The organism is Bradyrhizobium erythrophlei, from assembly GCF_042430365.1.
Classification (GTDB): domain Bacteria; phylum Pseudomonadota; class Alphaproteobacteria; order Rhizobiales; family Xanthobacteraceae; genus Bradyrhizobium; species Bradyrhizobium erythrophlei.
The window spans coordinates 191,480-208,632 of sequence record NZ_JBHMET010000144.1 but is presented as its reverse complement, the minus strand read 5'-3'; the positions used below and the strand labels follow the sequence as shown (position 1 = coordinate 208,632).

The 17,153-nt window shown below is 63.6% G+C and carries 16 protein-coding genes; 9 read left to right on the top strand and 7 right to left on the bottom strand.

From position 1 onward, the window contains the following. The first annotated feature begins 34 nt into the window (after window positions 1-34). The 6 genes from ACFFWD_RS22535 to ACFFWD_RS22510 all read left to right on the top strand — a co-directional run bounded on the left by ACFFWD_RS22535 (window position 35) and on the right by ACFFWD_RS22510 (window position 5,706). Window positions 35-808, top strand: coding sequence for a class I SAM-dependent methyltransferase (locus ACFFWD_RS22535; RefSeq protein ID WP_376968682.1), 774 nt, complete (start codon window positions 35-37; stop codon window positions 806-808). A 3-nt stretch (window positions 809-811) separates the two neighbouring features. Further along, the gene (locus ACFFWD_RS22530; protein WP_376968681.1) at window positions 812-1,744 is read left to right on the top strand and encodes an NAD-dependent epimerase/dehydratase family protein; all 933 of its coding nucleotides are present in this window, start codon (window positions 812-814) and stop codon (window positions 1,742-1,744) included. Further along, window positions 1,737-2,915, top strand: coding sequence for a glycosyltransferase family 4 protein (locus ACFFWD_RS22525; RefSeq protein WP_376968680.1), 1,179 nt, complete (start codon window positions 1,737-1,739; stop codon window positions 2,913-2,915). Before ACFFWD_RS22530 ends, ACFFWD_RS22525 begins: the two co-directional genes overlap by 8 nt. 157 nt (window positions 2,916-3,072) lie before the next feature. Beyond that, window positions 3,073-4,134, top strand: a complete 1,062-nt coding sequence (locus tag ACFFWD_RS22520) for a Gfo/Idh/MocA family protein (protein ID WP_376968679.1) — start codon at window positions 3,073-3,075, stop codon at window positions 4,132-4,134. After that, window positions 4,131-4,598: an acyltransferase gene (locus ACFFWD_RS22515; protein WP_376968678.1), complete on the top strand. Its 468-nt coding sequence runs from the start codon at window positions 4,131-4,133 to the stop codon at window positions 4,596-4,598. Before ACFFWD_RS22520 ends, ACFFWD_RS22515 begins: the two co-directional genes overlap by 4 nt. Window positions 4,599-4,608: 10 nt before the next feature. Then, window positions 4,609-5,706 carry a DegT/DnrJ/EryC1/StrS family aminotransferase gene (locus ACFFWD_RS22510; protein WP_376968677.1) on the top strand — a complete coding sequence of 366 codons (1,098 nt, stop codon included), beginning with the start codon at window positions 4,609-4,611 and terminating at the stop codon, window positions 5,704-5,706. Between the two features lie 9 nt (window positions 5,707-5,715). Here ACFFWD_RS22510 and ACFFWD_RS22505 read toward each other — a convergent pair whose 3' ends face one another. Next, window positions 5,716-6,939, bottom strand: a complete 1,224-nt coding sequence (locus ACFFWD_RS22505; protein WP_376968676.1) for a phenylacetate--CoA ligase family protein — start codon at window positions 6,937-6,939, stop codon at window positions 5,716-5,718. A gap of 95 nt (window positions 6,940-7,034) precedes the next feature. Between ACFFWD_RS22505 and ACFFWD_RS22500 the strand changes: the two genes are divergently transcribed. Beyond that, the gene (locus ACFFWD_RS22500) at window positions 7,035-8,186 is read left to right on the top strand and encodes an AGE family epimerase/isomerase (protein ID WP_376968675.1); all 1,152 of its coding nucleotides are present in this window, start codon (window positions 7,035-7,037) and stop codon (window positions 8,184-8,186) included. Between the two features lie 72 nt (window positions 8,187-8,258). On the opposite strand, the gene ACFFWD_RS22495 is transcribed toward ACFFWD_RS22500, so the two are convergent. From ACFFWD_RS22495 to ACFFWD_RS22470, 6 genes are all read right to left on the bottom strand, one after another. Beyond that, the gene (locus ACFFWD_RS22495) at window positions 8,259-9,098 is read right to left on the bottom strand and encodes an ABC transporter ATP-binding protein (protein WP_376968674.1); all 840 of its coding nucleotides are present in this window, start codon (window positions 9,096-9,098) and stop codon (window positions 8,259-8,261) included. A 138-nt stretch (window positions 9,099-9,236) separates the two neighbouring features. Then, window positions 9,237-10,517: an ABC transporter substrate-binding protein gene (locus tag ACFFWD_RS22490; protein WP_376968673.1), complete on the bottom strand. Its 1,281-nt coding sequence runs from the start codon at window positions 10,515-10,517 to the stop codon at window positions 9,237-9,239. A gap of 47 nt (window positions 10,518-10,564) precedes the next feature. After that, window positions 10,565-11,638, bottom strand: coding sequence for a branched-chain amino acid ABC transporter permease (locus ACFFWD_RS22485; RefSeq protein WP_376968672.1), 1,074 nt, complete (start codon window positions 11,636-11,638; stop codon window positions 10,565-10,567). A 105-nt stretch (window positions 11,639-11,743) separates the two neighbouring features. Beyond that, the gene (locus tag ACFFWD_RS22480) at window positions 11,744-12,637 is read right to left on the bottom strand and encodes a branched-chain amino acid ABC transporter permease (protein WP_376968671.1); all 894 of its coding nucleotides are present in this window, start codon (window positions 12,635-12,637) and stop codon (window positions 11,744-11,746) included. Between the two features lie 139 nt (window positions 12,638-12,776). Next, complete coding sequence (locus ACFFWD_RS22475) at window positions 12,777-14,705, bottom strand: long-chain fatty acid--CoA ligase (RefSeq protein WP_376968670.1); 1,929 nt, start codon at window positions 14,703-14,705, stop codon at window positions 12,777-12,779. Beyond that, window positions 14,702-15,523 carry an ABC transporter ATP-binding protein gene (locus tag ACFFWD_RS22470; protein WP_376968669.1) on the bottom strand — a complete coding sequence of 274 codons (822 nt, stop codon included), beginning with the start codon at window positions 15,521-15,523 and terminating at the stop codon, window positions 14,702-14,704. Before ACFFWD_RS22470 ends, ACFFWD_RS22475 begins: the two co-directional genes overlap by 4 nt. 391 nt (window positions 15,524-15,914) lie before the next feature. Here ACFFWD_RS22470 and ACFFWD_RS22465 point away from each other — a divergent pair, with 391 nt between their 5' ends. Further along, window positions 15,915-16,589 (top strand): Crp/Fnr family transcriptional regulator, encoded by a 675-nt coding sequence (locus ACFFWD_RS22465; RefSeq protein ID WP_376968668.1) that lies wholly within the window; start codon window positions 15,915-15,917, stop codon window positions 16,587-16,589. A 144-nt stretch (window positions 16,590-16,733) separates the two neighbouring features. Further along, on the top strand, window positions 16,734-17,153 hold a 420-nt coding region (locus ACFFWD_RS22460; protein WP_376968667.1), incomplete at its 3' end, for a GDP-mannose 4,6-dehydratase.

Genomic DNA, 17,153 nt, shown 5'->3' with positions numbered 1-17,153 from the left:
CTGGCTGCGCACTCAGCCGGACCAGCGCCAGCTCGTGCTCGATGCCTTCTACGACGATCCCATAACGGGAGCTGCCGAGCGCTATTTTCAAAGCACGGAATGGCAGGCGATCGCCGCGCTCCTCAAAGGCCGAACGGGCGCCGCGCTTGACGTCGGGGCCGGGCGCGGCATCGCGAGTTATGCGCTCGCCCGCACCGGATTTACGGTCACGGCACTCGAACCAGATGCAAGCCCGATCGTAGGTGCGGCGGCAATCCGCGACCTGGCGGCACAGGTGCAGCTGCCGATCGGGGTGGTCGAGGAGTTCTCCGAGCGGCTGCCCTTCGCCGACGCGACATTCGACCTCGTTTTCGCTCGTGCCGTGCTGCATCACACGCGCGATCTCGACGGCGCGTGCCGGGAGATGTTCCGCGTGCTGCGGCCCGGCGGCATGTTGGTCGCGGTACGCGAACACGTGATCAGCAAGGAGGCCGACCTCCCGCAATTCCTCGCCCTGCATCCGCTGCATCACCTTTACGGAGGTGAGCACGCCTTTCTTCTCGATCGCTACACCGGCGCCCTGACGGGCGCCGGATTCTCCGCGGTCGACACGCTTGCGCCACTGCAAAGTCCCATCAACCTGTTTCCCCATACACTCGAGACGCTGAGAGCTGCGGTCGTGGCGAAGTTGACGCAAAAAGTTCCGGTTGGGCCGGTGTGGCGGGCTGCGCTGGCGTCACGCCGCGTCTTCGTCTCGCTCCTCTCGATAGCCGAGCGTTTCGACCATCGACCGGGCCGGCTTTACTCGTTTGTCTGTCACAAGGCTTGAGCCATGTCGATTTGGATCACCGGAGCGAACGGGTTCATCGGCCGCCATCTCGTCCGCGAACTGGCTGGGGCGGGGCAGACAGTCCATGGTGTCGGTCACGGCGCGCTCGACCATATCGACGCGCGTCGCCTCGGCTTGCAGACCTGGATCAACGGCGAGATTGACGCGGCCAACCTGAACGCCCTAGCGGCAGCGCACGGGCCGCCGTCGCGGGTCTTTCATCTTGCCGGCGGATCGTCCGTCGGCCTGTCGATCGAGCGGCCGTTCGAAGATTTTTCCCGTACTGTCGCGAGTACCGCGCGATTGCTTGAGTGGCTGCGCGGCTTCGCGCCAAACTGTCTCCTGGTTGTGGCGTCAAGCGCAGCCGTCTATGGCGCCGATCACGTCGGCCCGATTCCGGAGACCGCCGTGCCGACTCCGATGTCGCCCTATGGCCAGCACAAGCTGATGATGGAGCAGGTGTGCCGGAGCTACGCCCACTCCTTCGGCATTCGTTGTACGGTCGTGCGGCTATTCTCGGTTTATGGACCCGATCTGCGCAAACAACTGCTCTGGGACATCTGCTCGAGGCTCGCGACCGATCAGCGATCGCTCAATCTCGGTGGAACGGGTGCTGAAATCCGCGATTGGACTGATGTTCGCGACGTCGCGAGATTGTTGGCCAGTGTCGCCGAGTCCTCTCCGCAGCAAGGTTTTCGCGCCATCAATGGCGGATCCGGCCAAGGAGCCAGCGTGGCAGAGATTGCGGACGGCCTGATCAAGCATTGGGGGAGCAGTACGGTTGTGCGCTACTCCGGTGTCGCCCGGCCCGGCGATCCCGTGAGCTTGCTGGCCGACGATGCGAGCCTGCGTCGAATGAGTTTCGATTGGCGGATTCCGCTTGACCGCGGTCTTGCCGACTACGTGGCATGGTATAAGGGACAGGCGCGTGGCTGATCGCGCTCCATTGCGGGTTGCGTTCATCAATATTCCGCGCCGGCTCTGGGCTGGTGGGCACAATTACCTGCACAATCTCTTTTTGGCGCTGAACCGGCATCATCCGGGCGTCATCGTGCCGGTGCTGTTTGCTGGAATCAACGATGCGCCCGACGAGATCGCTGCCTTCGCAAGCATTCCGGATGTGGAGGTTGTCCGCTCGCCCGCGTTTGACTACGCGGACAAAGGACTTCTAAGAGCGTTGGCATTGGGAATCGACGGGCCGGTTGCGGCGGAGTTCCGCGGGCACCGTATCGACCTGGTGTTTGAGTCGGCGCGCTTCTTTGGTTGGCGTTTGCCGGTGCCGGCGATCGCATGGTTCCCCGATTTTCAGCACCGCCGGCTGCCGTATCTTTTTTCCAGAACCGCGCGCTTGCGGCGCGATCTCGGCTTTCGGGTTCAGATCGCCTCCGGCCGCCACGTGATGCTGAGCAGCGCGAGCGCGCTGCAGGACCTGCGGCGGTTTTATCGAGAGCCCACAAGCAGGGTGTCGGTGGTCCGGTTCGCAACTGAGCCTCCCGCCGCACTTCTGGCGACAGATCCGCGCGGGGTCGTGGCGCAATACAATCTGCCGGCAAGGTATTTCTACCTCCCCAACCAATTTTGGCGCCACAAGAACCATCGCACCGTCATCGATGCGCTTGCGATCCTAAAGAGCCGTGGATCCGACGCCGTCGTTGCGGCGTCCGGCAGCACTCTCGATCCGCGTGAGCCTAACTATTTCGAAGACACAATGAGACAGGTGAGGGCGCGGGGTTTGGATACCAGCTTCCGCCATCTCGGCATGATTCCGCTGGATCATGTCTATGCCCTGTTGCGCACGTCCGTGGCGCTCATCAATCCCTCGGAGTTCGAAGGATGGAGCACGACGGTGGAAGAGGCCAAATCGTTCGGTGCTCCGATGATCCTGTCCGACATCGACGTCCACCGCGAGCAGACCGAGGGCACCGCACGATATTTCGCTACGAACGATCCAAAAGCACTGGCCGATCACATGTCGGAGGCCATGGAGTGTGCCGGCCCCATGGTCGTCCGCGATCTCCAGGACAACGTCGAGGAGCGCGTCAAGGCGTTTGTGGCGGATTTCGTCTGCCTCGCGCAGGAAGTAATGCGGTCGTCGCGGCCACGATAGCGGCAGAGCGCGCCGCAGATTCCCGGAGCTGCTCCGCCAGCGAGACCCGGAATACCTTGATCTGTAGCGGTTTTCTTCTGTATAGGTCGATCCCCACGGTAGGTTGCCGGTCCCAGCTGTCACCCTATCGAACGCCCGTCATTTGATCAGGGACCGCATGATAAGATTTGGCCTTCTCGGTTGCGGGCGTATCGCCAAGCGCCACTCCGATCTGCTGGGCGGCAATCACATCGAGGGCGCGAGCCTTGTGGCGGTATGCGATCAAATTCGCGCGCGCGCCGATGCGATCGCCGGCAAGTTCGGAGTTCCGGCGCATTACGACATGGATGAGTTCCTTGCGCGCAAGGACATCGACGTCGTCGCAGTGCTTACGCCGAGCGGCATGCACCCTGCGCACGTGATCGCCTGCGCCAGGGCAGGCAAGCACGTCGTCGTCGAAAAGCCGATGGCGCTGCGGCTGCAAGACGCCGACGACATGATCCGGGCCTGTGACGAGGCTGGCGTCAAGATGTTTATCGTCAAGCAGAACCGCTTCAATGTGCCGGTGGTCAAGGCGCGTGAAGCGCTCGATGCGGGCCGGTTCGGCAAGCTCATCCTCGGCACGGTGCGCGTGCGCTGGTGTCGCGATCAGGCCTACTACGACCAGGACGACTGGCGCGGTACCTGGGCCTATGACGGCGGCGTGCTGACCAACCAGGCGAGCCACCACGTCGACATGTTGGAGTGGTTCTTCGGCGACGTCGTGAGCGTTCACGCGCGTGCAACCACTGCGCTGGCAAAAATCGAGACCGAGGACACGGCCGTCGCAACGCTGAAGTTCCGTAACGGCGCGCTCGGGATTATCGAGGCCACCACCGCCGCGCGCCCAACCGACCTGGAGGGCTCGCTGTCGATCCTGGGCGAGAAAGGTACTGTCGAAATCTCCGGCTTCGCCGTGAATCAGATCCGGCATTGGCGTTTTGTCGACGAACTGCCGTCGGACAAGGACGTCGTCGAGAAGTTCTCGGTCAATCCGCCCAACGTCTACGGCTTTGGCCATCAGGCCTACTATCGCCACGTGGTCGATTGCCTGGTGAATCAGCGCGCGGCGCTGGTCGACGGGCTCGAGGGGCGCAAGAGCCTGGAACTGATCTCCGCGCTCTATGAATCGATTGAGACAGGCGCTGAAGTGCCACTGCGGTTCATGCCACGGCTGAGCCGGTTGGGTGCCGTATCGTGAACCGGCCTGAGGTGCACCAAGCGCGCGTTCGCGACGTCGATTTCGGCGCAGGGGTCAAGATCGTCGAGCCTTGCAATCTCTACGGCTGCAAGATCGGCGATGATTGCTTCGTCGGCCCGTTCACCGAAATCCAGAAGGGGGTCGTGATCGGCGCGCGCAGCCGGGTGCAATCGCACGCCTTTATCTGCGAGCTGGTGACGATCGGCGAGGACTGCTTCGTCGGCCATGGCGTGATGTTCGTCAACGACACATTTTCCACCGGGGGCCCAGCGCGCGGGCGCAAGGAGCTGTGGCGCGAGACCGTGATCGGCAATCGGGTCTCGATCGGCTCCAACGCCACGATCATGCCGGTCAGAATTGCCGACGACGTCGTCATCGGTGCAGGGTCGGTGGTGACCAAAGACATCACCACGCCGGGCACCTATGCCGGCAATCCGGCGCGCCGCCTGTTGACAAGCCAATAGGGGACGATCGATGCCGGTGCCGTTTGCTGATCTGCAGCTACAGTATCAGACCATCAAGGGCGAAATCGACCGCGCGATTGCCGGAGTGATCCGCGACAATGCCTTCATCCGCGGCAGCTATGTCGACGCCTTCGAGCGGGAGTTCGCCGAGGCCGCGGAAGTCGCGCATTGCGTCTCCTGCGCCAACGGCACCGATGCGATCTATCTTGCGTTGAGGGCGCTGAAGGTGAGGCCGGGTGACGAGGTAATCACCACGGCGCATTCGTGGATCTCGACCTCGGCGATGATTACCCATTCCGGGGCCACCGTGGTGTTCTGCGACACTGATGGTGTGACGTTCACGATCGATCCGGCAGCGATCGAGGCGGCGATCACGCCGGGCACCGTTGGCATCATACCGGTCCACCTCTATGGCCAACCCGCCGATATGGACGCGATCATGGCGATCGCGAACAAGCACAAGCTTTGGGTGATCGAGGACTGCGCCCAGGCGCATCTCGCGCGCTACAAGGGCCGCATGGTCGGAACGTTCGGCGAGGCTGCGACCTACTCATTCTATCCCGGCAAGAATCTCGGCGCGATGGGTGATGGCGGTGCGGTTGTCACCAATGATGCTGATCTCGCGAAGCACATGATCATGCTGGCGCGCCACGGTGGCCTCGTGAAGCACCAGCACCACATCGAGGGCATCAACAGCCGTCTCGACGGCATGCAGGCGGCGATCTTGTCGGCCAAGTTGCCCCATCTCGCTGCCTGGACGGAAGCGCGTCAGCACGCGGCGACGGTCTATGACGCTGGCCTCAACCAGATCGAGGATGTCACGGCACCCGAGGTCGCCCCGACGCGCAGCCACGTCTACCATCTCTATACGATCCGGCATCCGCGTCGCGATGCGCTGGCGGCGCATCTGAACGCCAGTGGCGTGCAGACCGCGATCAACTATCCGACCGCGCTGCCGTTCCTCGCAGCCTATGCGCGGTTCGGTCACCGCCCGGAACAGTTCCCGAATGTGTATCGCGATCAGGGCCAGATTCTCTCATTGCCGATGTTCGCGGAAATTACACGTCAGCAGCAGGACGAGGTGATGGACCTCGTCCGCAAGTTCTAGACGAAAAGCCTAACGCTCGTCCGAAATGACCTTGCCGTCGTTCGGGAGTACGCCTGCGCCGACCAGTTCGACGTTGCCGCCGAGCTTGGTCACCGCGCGTAGGCTCGCAGCGATGCTGTCACGTAGCGCCTCGCTGGCGGCCGCGGCCTCCGCCTTCAGCGTCATCACGTCGGTCTCGCGTGCGCGTGTGACGACCAGGCGCAGCCGTCCGAGTTCAGGATGACGCTTGCCGATCTCGGCGATCTGCTCGGGGCGGACGAACATGCCCTTGACCTTGGTGGTCTGGTCGGCGCGGCCCATCCAGCCCTTGATCCGCATGTTGGTGCGGCCGCACGGGCTTGCGCCCGGCATCGCCGCGGTCAGATCGCCGAGGGCCAGGCGGATCCAGGGATGGTGCGGATCGAGCGAGGTGACGACGATCTCGCCGACATCTCCAGGCGTGACCGGTTCGCCTGTGCCGGGCTTGACGATTTCGAGGATCAGATCCTCATTGACCGTCATCCCGTCGCGCGCCGGCGTTTCGAACGCGATCATGCCTAGGTCGGCGGTGCCGAAGGCCTGATAGGCGTCGACGCCGCGCGACTTCACCTCCTCCTGCAGCGATTTCGGGAATGCCGCGCCCGATACCAGAGCGCGCTTGAAGGATGAGATATCCCGGCCGGCGCTGGCTGCGGCATCGAGCAGGATCTTCAGGAAATCCGGCGTGCCGCTGTAGCCGACCGGGCGGTAGGCCTCGATCAGCTCGAATTGCTGCTCGGTATTGCCGGGGCCGGCCGGGATCACCGCGCAGCCCAGCGCGCGCGCCGAGGCGTCGAAGATGAAGCCGCCGGGGGTAAGATGGTAGCTAAACGTATTCAGCACGACGTCGCCGGGCCGGAAACCGGCCGCAAACAGGGCCCGCGCGCCCCGCCAGGGGTCCGCCTGCCTGCCCTCGGGCTCGAAGATCGGCCCGGGCGAGGTGAACAGGCGGGCGAACGACCCAGGCTGGTCGGCCACGAAGCCACCAAAGGGAGGGGCGGCCTTGTGCAGGGTAGGCAGTTCCGATTTTCGGAGCACCGGCAGGCGCGCCAGAGCGGCCCGGCTGGTGATGGAAGCCGGATCGATGCCCCGGAGGCGCTCGGCATAGGCCGGCGCCTCCATGGCCTTCCGCAGGGCGTCTGGGAGGCGGGCGAACAGCGCCGCCTCCCGCTCGGCCGGATCACGCGTTTCAAGGGCGTCGTAATGTTCGGTCATGGTGGGTCCTTCGGGAGGGGCGCGCGGGTTGCACGGCGCCTTGCGCGTGCTATCAGACGGCGACCGCGGGTAGCGGGATTGTTCCAGGAAGTACGATGGCTGAAGCGCAGGGCGCCACGGCGGACGAAGCGGCCGACGTCGTCGCAAGATTGAAGCGCCGCCTGATCGACCAGGCGCTGCCGCTGTGGGCGACCGTGGGCTGGGACGGCGTGGCCGGCGGCTTCATCGACCGCCTGAATCAGGATGGGAGCGCCGATCCCGCCGCGCCGCGCCGCGTGTTCGTGCAGGCGCGCCAGATCTATTGCTACGCCAAGGCGGCGCAGATGGGTTGGTATCCGGAAGGGCGCGCGATTGCGCTGAAAGGGCTCGAATACCTGCTTGCCAAGGCGAAGGCGCCGGATGGTCGGCCGGGCTTTGTCCATGCGCTGACGCCCGAGGGCACCGTGCTCGATCCGCTGCGCGACACCTACGACCTCGCCTTCGTGCTGCTCGCGCTCGCGACCGTCTACGGCCTCGATCGTGACGCGCAGGTCCGCGCCGAAATCGACGCGCTGTTGTCGTTCCTCGACACACAGTTGCGCTCGTCGCATGGCGGCTTCCTCGAAGGGCTGCCGCCCGCGATGCCGCGGCGGCAGAACCCGCAAATGCATCTGTTCGAGGCGATGATCGCCTGCTTCGACGCCACCCACGATCTGTCGTTCCAGAACCGTGCCGGTGAGTTCTTCGCGCTGTTTCTCGCCAATCTCTACGACAAGCAGACGCGCCTGCTCGGCGAATATTTCGAGGAGGACTGGTCGAAGATCATGCCGGTCAGCGTCGAGCCCGGCCACCAGGCGGAGTGGGCGTGGCTGCTGAAGGGATTCGAGCGCATCACCGGATGCCCGACCGGGCGGCCGCGCGGCGAGCTCTTGGCATCGGCGCTGCGCTATCGCGACGAAGCAACCGGCCTGCTGGTCGACGAGGGCGATACCGAGGGCAACATCCGCCGTCATTCGCGGCGGCTGTGGCCGCAGACCGAGCTCGCAAAGGCGTGGATCGCGCAGGCCGAGTCGGGCGAGACGGGTGCCGCGGACGAAGCGCGCGCGGCGCTGGCGCGCCTCGAACGGCACTATCTCAGCCATCCCGTGGCAGGCGGCTGGTACGACCAGTTCGAAAGCGACGGTACGTCGCTGGTTGCCACCATCCCTGCGTCGTCGTTCTATCATGTTCTCTGTGCGGTCGCGGAAGCAGAGCAGGTGCTCGGCTAGGGCCACCCCTTTGATTTGGCACGTTCGTTCGCGCGACCTGGTCGCCATGTCGCCTGAGAACGTCATGTGGCCTCACAGCCAGCGCTTGCGCCGCTTGAAGCTTTTCAGGTTCTTGAAGCTCTTGCGCTGGTCGCCGGCGCCGCCGAGATAGAATTCCTTGACGTCCTCATTGTCGCGCAACGCGTCGGCGGAACCGTCGAGCACGACCTTGCCCTGCTCCATGATGTAGCCGTGGCTCGCGACCGAGAGCGCCGCGCGTGCATTCTGCTCGACCAGCAGAATGGTGACGCCGAGGTCGCGGTTGATCTCCTTGATGATCGCGAACACCTCCTTCACGAGCAGCGGCGACAGCCCCATCGAGGGTTCGTCCATCAGGATCATCTTCGGGCGCGCCATCAGCGCGCGGCCGATCGCCAGCATCTGCTGCTCGCCGCCGGAGAGATAGCCGGCAAGCCCGGTGCGCTCCTTCAGGCGCGGGAAATATTTGAACACCATGTCGATGTCGGCGGAGACCTCGTTGTCCCGGCGCGTGAAAGCACCGAGCCGCAAATTCTCCAGCGACGTCATGTCGGCCACGATGCGGCGGCCCTCCATCACCTGGAAGATGCCGTGGCGGACGATCTTGTCGGGGTCGATGCCGTTGATGCGCTGGCCCTCGAACAGGATCGCGCCGCGCGTGACTTCCCCGTCCTCGGTCTTGAGCAGGCCCGAGATCGCCTTCAGCGTCGTCGACTTGCCGGCGCCGTTGGCGCCGAGCAGCGCGACGATAGCCCCTTTTGGCACTTCGAGGCTCAGGCCGCGCAGCACCAGGATGACGTCATCATAGACGACCTCGATGTTGTTGACGGCAAGGAGAGGTGGCGGCGGCACAGCCGTCGGCACGGCGCGGGTTGCTTCGAGGGTTTGGGTCATGGTCCGGATCACTCTCCACTGTCGTCACCCGCGAAGGCGGGTGACCCAGTATTCCAGAGGCGCCAGCGTTCACGCGATGAGCCGCGGCGTGCTGGATTCCCCGCTTTCGCGGGGGATGACGACTTCTCGATTACGAGTTCACCACCCAAGCCATTCCGGCTTGCGCGGCAGGTCTACCGTCTTCACCTTTTCGAGCTTGATCGTACCCTTGCTCATGAGATCGTTGAGGTCGCCATCGGTCGAACCGGCAACCTTCATGCGGTAGAGATCAACCTTGAGGGTGCCGCGGTGGTCCTTGTCGGTCCAGGTCGACGCGTTGCAGACACCTTCCATGCCGGCCGGCACCCAGTCCTTCTTTTGGTAAAAGCCCTTGGCGACGTTCTCGCCGGTGGCGCCGCCGTTCTTGGCAGCCCAGTCGAGCGCTTCCCTGGCGTAGAGCGCACTGCAAACGCCGGCGATGTAGTGCACCGGGCGATAAGCGCTGCCGCTCGCGTCCGACATCTTCGAGATTTCCATCACCGCCTTCATGCCGGGCGCGTTGCCGCCCCAGGTTACCGCGGTGCGCAGGGGGAACACGACGCCGTCAGCGGCGTCGGCAGCGGTCTTGGCAGCGTTCTCGTCCATGCCCCAGACATTGCCAAGGAACTGCACGTCGACGCCGGCGGTCTTACAGGCCTTCAGCACCGAGATGTTGGAGGCTGCGGTGTTGCCGAGATAGGCATAGTTGGCGCCGGAGCTCTTCAGGCTCAGGCACTGTGCCGAGTAGTCGCCGGGCGTCAGCGCGAACACGATCGGCGGCAGCACTTCGAAGCCGAGCTCGGTCGCCAGCGCTTCACCGGCCGCCTTCGGCGCGTTTGGATACGGATGGTTGCCGCCCATGTGGACGAATTTCGGTTTGCCGCTTTTGCCCTTGGCCTTCCAGTCCTCCGCCGCCCAGGTCACCAGCGCCCGCATCGCGTCGGAGTAGCTCGGGCCGTAGAAGAAGTTGTACGGCGCGGGTTTGGCCTTGCCGCTGGTGCCTTCGGGGTCGGTCAGCGCCGCCGCATAGGAAGCGGAAACATACGGGATCTTGTCCTGGGCGACGAAGCCGGTCAGCGCTTCGGTGTCCGCGGTGCCCCAGCCCATGATCGCCGCGACCTTCTCGCCGCCGGACCATTTCTTGTACAGCGCGACCGCGCGCGGCACCTGATAGCCGTAATCGTTGGTGTCGATGTTGACTTGCTTGCCGCCGATGCCGCCGTTCTTGTTGATCCAGGCAAAAGTGTCGGCCACGGCCTGGCCATAGGGTGTTCCGACGTCCGAGGTCGCGCCGGAATAATCGGCGAGATGGCCGACCGCGATTTGGGCCTGCGCCGCGGCGGACATGCCGCCGATCAGAAGCGCCAGCGAGGCGGTGCCCAAAAGGGATCTAATCGTCATGTTTTTCCTCCTGTTATTCGTTGATGCTGATTTGGTCGATCCCGGCCTCAATGCGAGAACGGGTAGAGTTTCCAGTAAGCCTTGATCTGCCGCCAGCGATGCGCGAGCCCGTCCGGCTCGAACATCAGGAAGCCGATGATGATCAGGCCGATTGCGATCTCGCGCAGGAAGGTAATATTGTTGTTGAGCTGCAGCACCTTGTCGACGGCGCCGCCCTTCAGCCAGGCGCTCAGCCATTCCATCGATTCCGGCAGCAGCACCACGAACGCCGTTCCCATCAGGGTGCCCATGACCGAGCCGGTGCCGCCGATGATGACCATGGCGAGGAACAGCACGGAGCGCTCGATGCCAAAGCCCTCCTGCGACACGACCAGCTGGTAGTGCGCATACAGCGCGCCGGCGATACCGGCGAAGAACGCCGCCAGGCCGAACGAGAGCGTGCGATATTTGGTGAGGTTGATGCCCATGATCTCGGCGGAGAGATAATGGTCGCGGATCGCGACCAGCGCGCGGCCGTCGCGTGTGCGCATCAGGTTGGTGACGAGAAGATAGCTGACCACCACATAGGCGAGCACGACGTAGAAATATTGCCGGTCGCCGCGGAGCGTGTAGCCGAAGATCGAGAACGGCTCGGCGCTCGCCGGCACCGAGCCGCCGGAGAACCATTCGGCGCGCGAGAAGAAGTCGAGCAGGATGTACTGCGCGGCAAGCGTTGCGATGACGAGGTAGAGCCCTTTCAGCCGTGCCGCCGGCACGCCGAAGATCAGCCCGACCAGCGCGGTGATTAGGCCTGCGAGGGGGATCGCGAAGAACACCGGGATCGGCGCGTTGTTGGAGATGTAGGCCGAGGTGAAGGCGCCGAACAGGAAGAATGCGGCGTGGCCGATCGAGATTTGACCAGTGAAGCCGACGAGCACGTTGAGGCCGAGCGCCGCGATCGCAAAGATGCCGATCTGGATCGATACGCTGAGCCAGTAATTGCTCAGCAGCATCGGCGCGAGGCAGGCCAGGGCAACGCCGGCAATCGCGAAATTGCGGCTGGTGGCGGTCGGGAAGATGGTCGTGTCCGCCGCGTAGGTGGTGCGGAAGTCGCCGGACGGGATGAGGGTGCGCGTTGCCATGGGGGCTCTAGTGTACTCCCTGCCGGAGTGAAGTCATTGTCACGCCCATTTTTGTCTGGGCATGATCGTTACCGAAAACCGGTTTCCACTTTTCGGCGATCATGCCTAAACTCGTTCAATATCCTTGGTGCCGAACAGACCGTAGGGCTTGATCATCAGGATGATGATCAAGACGTAGAACGGCGCGATCTCGTAAAGATTGCCCCAGTGCAGGTATTGGCTGTCGACATATTGGGCGACGTTCTCCAAGAGCCCGATGATGATGCCGCCGAGCACGGCGCCGCCGACCGAGTCGAGGCCGCCGAGGATCGCGGCCGGAAACACCTTGATGCCGTACGCGGACAGACCCGACGACACGCCGTTGACGACGGCGACGACGACGCCGGCGACCGCCGAGACCGTGGCCGAGATCGCCCAGGCCATCGCGAACACGCTTTTCACGGAAATGCCGAGCGACTGCGCGACCTGCTGGTTGAAGGCGGTGGCACGCATGGCCAGGCCGTATTTCGAGGCTCGGAAGAACCAGGCCATGCCGAACATCATGGCGAGCGACACCACGAGACTCATCACATAGACGGTCTGGATCTGCAGGCCGAACAGGTTGACCGACTGGCTCTCGAACACGCGCGGGAAGGGCTGCGGGTTGACGCCGAAGATCCACTTCAGTGCGGCCTGGAACACCGTCGACAGGCCGATCGTCACCATGATGACCGAGATGATGGGCTCACCGATCATCGGACGCAGGATCACGACCTGGATCGCGATGCCGAAGATGAACATGAACACCAGGGTGATCGGCATGCCGATCCAGAACGGCAATTGATACTTGGTAAGCAGCGCCCAGCACACCCAGGCGCCGATCAGCAGCAGCTCGCCTTGGGCGAAGTTCACGACCTGCGTCGCCTTGTAGATCAATACGAACGACATCGCGACCACGCCATAGAGCGTGCCGACCACGAGGCCGTTGACGATGAGCTGGAGCAGGAATTGGGCGTTCATGGGGTGTTGCCAAGTTTGCGGTTCGTCTTCGCCGGGCTTGACCCGGCGATCCATCGCGCAAGAAGACCTTCTTTGCGAAGGGGATGGCTGCGCGGGTCAAGCCCGCGCTTGACGACCGAATATGCGGGCATCGAACACGTCATTCCGCAGCCTCCGCGGTCACCGCGCGGCCGAGCTCGACGACCTGCAGATTGGTGCGCACCCGCTGCGTCGTGCCGTCCTGGAAGCGGATCACGGTGTCGACGGGGATGTTGGCGTCGCCGCGATAGATCGCGTCGATGATGCCGGCGTATTTCTCGTTGATGACGCCGCGGCGGACCTTTCGGGTGCGGGTCAGCTCGCCGTCATCGGCATCGAGCTCCTTGTAGAGCAGCAGGAAGCGCGAAATGCGCTGTGCCGGCGGCAGCGTGGCGTTGACCGTCTCGACTTCCTTCCTGAGCAGTGCATAGACCTCGGGACGCGAGGAGAGATCGCTGTAGGTCGTGAACGAGATGCGGTTCTTCTCCGCCCATTTCGAGATGATCGAGTAGCGGATGCAGATCATGGAGGCCAGCGCATCGCGGCCGGCCCCAAGCACGACAGCCTCGGCGACATAGGGCGAGAACTTCAGCTTGTTCTCGATAAATTGCGGCGAGAAGCGGTCGCCGCGCGAGGTCTCGGCGAGATCCTTGATGCGGTCGATCACGACGAGCTGCCGGTTGTCATTGTAGTAGCCAGCGTCGCCCGAATACATCCAGCCGTCCTTGATGTCGGCCGTGGAAGCCTCGGGGTTCTTGTAGTAGCCGAGGAACATGTTGGGGTGGCGCACCACGATCTCGCCGACGCCGTTGATGTCGGGGTTGTCGATCCTGATCTCGATGCTGTCGGCCATCGGAATGCCGGTCGTATCGGGGTCGACCTTGCCTTCGGGGTGCAGCGTGTAGGCGCCGAGCAGCTCGGTCTGGCCGTACAGCGTGCGCAGCGGCACGCCCATCGCCTGGAAGAATTTGAACGTGTCGGGCCCGAGCGCCGCACCGCCGGTTGCGGCCGAGCGCAACCGCGTGAAGCCGAGGCGGTCGCGCAGCGCGCGGAACAGGACCTTGTCGGCGAACATCGAGTGCTTGCGTTCGGCAAGCGCCGCAAGCCCGGTCCTCATGCCGAGTTCGTAGAGCTTCTGCTTGAGCGGCGACGCATCCATCACGCCCGCGCGGACGTCGGCGGCGATCGATTCCCAGACCCGCGGTGCGAACAGCACAAAGGTGGGCGCGATCTCGCGGAAGTCGTTCATCATGGTGTCGGGCTCTTCGACGAAGTTGACCTTCATCCGGCTGAGCAGCCCTTTGCCGAGCGCGTAGACTTGCTCCATGATCCAGGGCAGCGGCAGCACCGACACATACTCGTCGTACGGGCCCTTGGGATCGAAGGCGAGATAGGTCGCGCAGTGGCGCAGCACGCGGCCTGCGGCGAGCATCGCGAGCTTCGGATTGGCCGTGGTGCCCGAGGTCGTGCAGAGGATCGCGACATCCTCGCCCCTGGTTGCGTCGACGAGCCTGTCATAGAGACCCGGCTCGCGTGCGGCTCGGTCGCGGCCCATGGCGGCGAGCATGCTCGCTTCCATCAGCCGCGGATCGTCGTATTTCCGCATGCCGCGCGGGTCCGAGTAGACGATGTGCTTGAGGTTGGGCACGCGGTCGGCGAGGCCGAGCAGCTTGTCGACCTGTTCCTCGTCCTCGGCGAAGACAAGCCTGGCTTCGCCGTAGGTCAGGAGATAGGCGGCTTCCTCGTCCAGCACGTCGCGATAGAGGCCGAGGCTCATTGCACCGATCGCATGGGCAGCGATTTCAGCGGCGACCCAGTCCGGCCGGTTGTCGCCGATGATGCCGATGACGTCGGCGCGGCCGAGCCCGAGTTCGACCATGCCGAGGGCGAAATCACGGGTCCGCATCTGATAGTCGTTCCAGGTGAATTCGCGCCACAGCCCGAGGTCCTTTTCGCGCAGTGCGATCTCGTTGCCGTGTTCCCTGGCGTTGAGCCGCAGGATCTTGGGGAAAGTGTCGGCCTGCGCGGCGCGTCCGGCATAGTCCATCATGCGGCACTCTCCGTCACCGCGGGCTTGTCGTCAGGATCGACCAGCAGCTCGTCCTCTTCACCGAGGTAAGCGCGCTTGACATGGGGATCGGCGAGCACCGCGGCCGGATCGCCCTCGGCGATCTTGCGGCCGAAATCCAGCACCATGACGCGGTGGGAGATGTCCATCACGACACCCATGTCGTGCTCGATCATCATCACTGTCATGCCGAACTCTTCGTTTAGGTCGACGATGTAGCGCGCCATGTCCTCCTTTTCTTCGAAGTTCATGCCGGCCATCGGCTCGTCGAGCAGGATCAACTGCGGCTCCAGCGCCATGGCACGGGCGAGCTCGACCCGCTTACGCAGGCCGTAGGGCAGCGTGCCGGCGGTCGCCTTGCGTACCGACTGCAGATCGAGGAAGTCGATGATCTCCTCGACCTTGCGGCGGTGCTCGAGCTCCTCACGGCGCGCGCCGGTCAGCCAGTACAGCGATCCCGTGATGAAGTTGTTCTTCAGCAGGTGGTGGCGGCCGACCATGATGTTGTCGAGCACGCTCATGTGGTGGAAGAGCGCGAGATTCTGGAAGGTCCGGCCGATGCCGAGCGCGGGCCGGGCATTCGGATTGAGGCCCGTGATGTCCTTGCCGCCATAAAAGAGGTGGCCTTCGGTCGGCTTATAGCGGCCGGAAATGCAGTTAACGATCGAGGTCTTGCCGGCGCCGTTCGGGCCGATGATCGAGAACAGCTCGCCCTGATTCACGCCAAAGCTCACTTCGGTCAGCGCGCGGACGCCACCAAAGCGCAGCGAGACCCCGCGCACCTCCAGACTGTAAGCCACCCTGTTCCCTCCAGATACGGCGCTTGGCGCGCTCTTTATCTTTCGTTCAAAACAACCGCCCCGATCTTCCACCAATCCTACATGGGCCCTTGCGGGTAGGCCATCCGACTAATGATGCCTGGTCCCAAGCGCTCACTCCGACTGGCGGCCACATGCGCGGTAACGCCGCACCCTGCAAAGCCCGGCCTCTTTCGCCCGCCATTGCCGGTCCCTTGGGATCGTCCGCGGCGCTGCGCGAGGTGGCTCTCAATAAGGGAAAGCGATAGATTGAAATGTCATGTGCCCGACAATTGGTCAGGAAATTTCGTTGGCATTCGGCGCCGCCGGTTCCTGCGCAATACGGTGTTGCTGCGGTGCAATATGATTGGTTTGGGGTGCCGTCGAAAGCGTCATGATTGCTGTTGATTACCTGAAGCGCATCGCGGCCTGGTCGCGTGAACTGACCGAGAAGGAAATCGAGATCGCACGCGCCGGCATCTCGGAGAAGTCCTATCGTGCCAACGAATTCATCTTCATGCGCGGCGACAATTTCCAGTACTGGACCGGCATCGTCACTGGCCTGGCGCGCATGGGTATCGTGTCGCGCGGCGGCAAGGCCGCGAGTTTCGCCGGTCTCACGGCCGGCGCATGGTTCGGCGAGGGCACCGTGCTGAAGAACGAGCCGCGGCGCTACGACGTGGTAGCGCTGCGCGACACGCGACTGGCGATGATGGATCGCCGGACGTTCGTATGGCTGTTCGAGAACAGCGTCGGCTTCAACCGTTTTCTGGTCGGCCAGCTCAACGAGCGGCTTGGCCAGTTCATCGCGTTGCTCGAATATGGCCGCACGCTGGATGCAACCGCACGGCTGGCGCGTTCGATCGCCTCGTTGTTCAATCCGATTCTCTACCCCGACCTCACGCTGCACCTGGAGATTACCCAGGAGGAGATTGGTGCGCTGTCGGGCATCTCCCGCCAGAACGCCAACCAGTGCCTAAAGCGATTGGAGAAGGAGGGGTTGCTCCGGCTCGAATATGGCGGGGTCACCATCATCGACCTCGAGCGGTTGCGCCACTACGGGGAATGATCCCCGTCCCGGGTGGCGCAGCCGCATCTTCCTGTTCCTAAATCGCTGATTTCAAACGACTATGGCATTAGACTTGCCCCGGGGCGGATGCTACAGACCGACCCGGTTCGGGATCGCGCAGTTTTCGCGCTCTCTGGAGACGACATGGCAACTCAGGATTCGAAAAGGCGCGTTGCGCTAATCACCGGCGTTACCGGGCAGGACGGCGCATATCTCGCCGAATATCTGCTCGGCCTCGGTTACACCGTGCACGGGATCAAGCGGCGCTCGTCTTCATTCAACACCGCGCGCGTCGATCACCTTTACCAGGACCCCCACGAGGGCAACGTGCCGTTCCTGATGCACTACGGCGACATGACCGATTCCACCAATCTGATCCGCCTGGTGCAGCAGATCCGGCCGACCGAGATCTACAATCTTGCCGCGCAAAGCCACGTCGCGGTCAGTTTCGAGAGCGCCGAATACACCGCCAATGCCGATGCCGTCGGCGTGCTGCGTCTGCTGGAGGCGATTCGCATTCTCGGAATGGAAAAGGAGACACGGTTCTACCAGGCCTCGACGTCA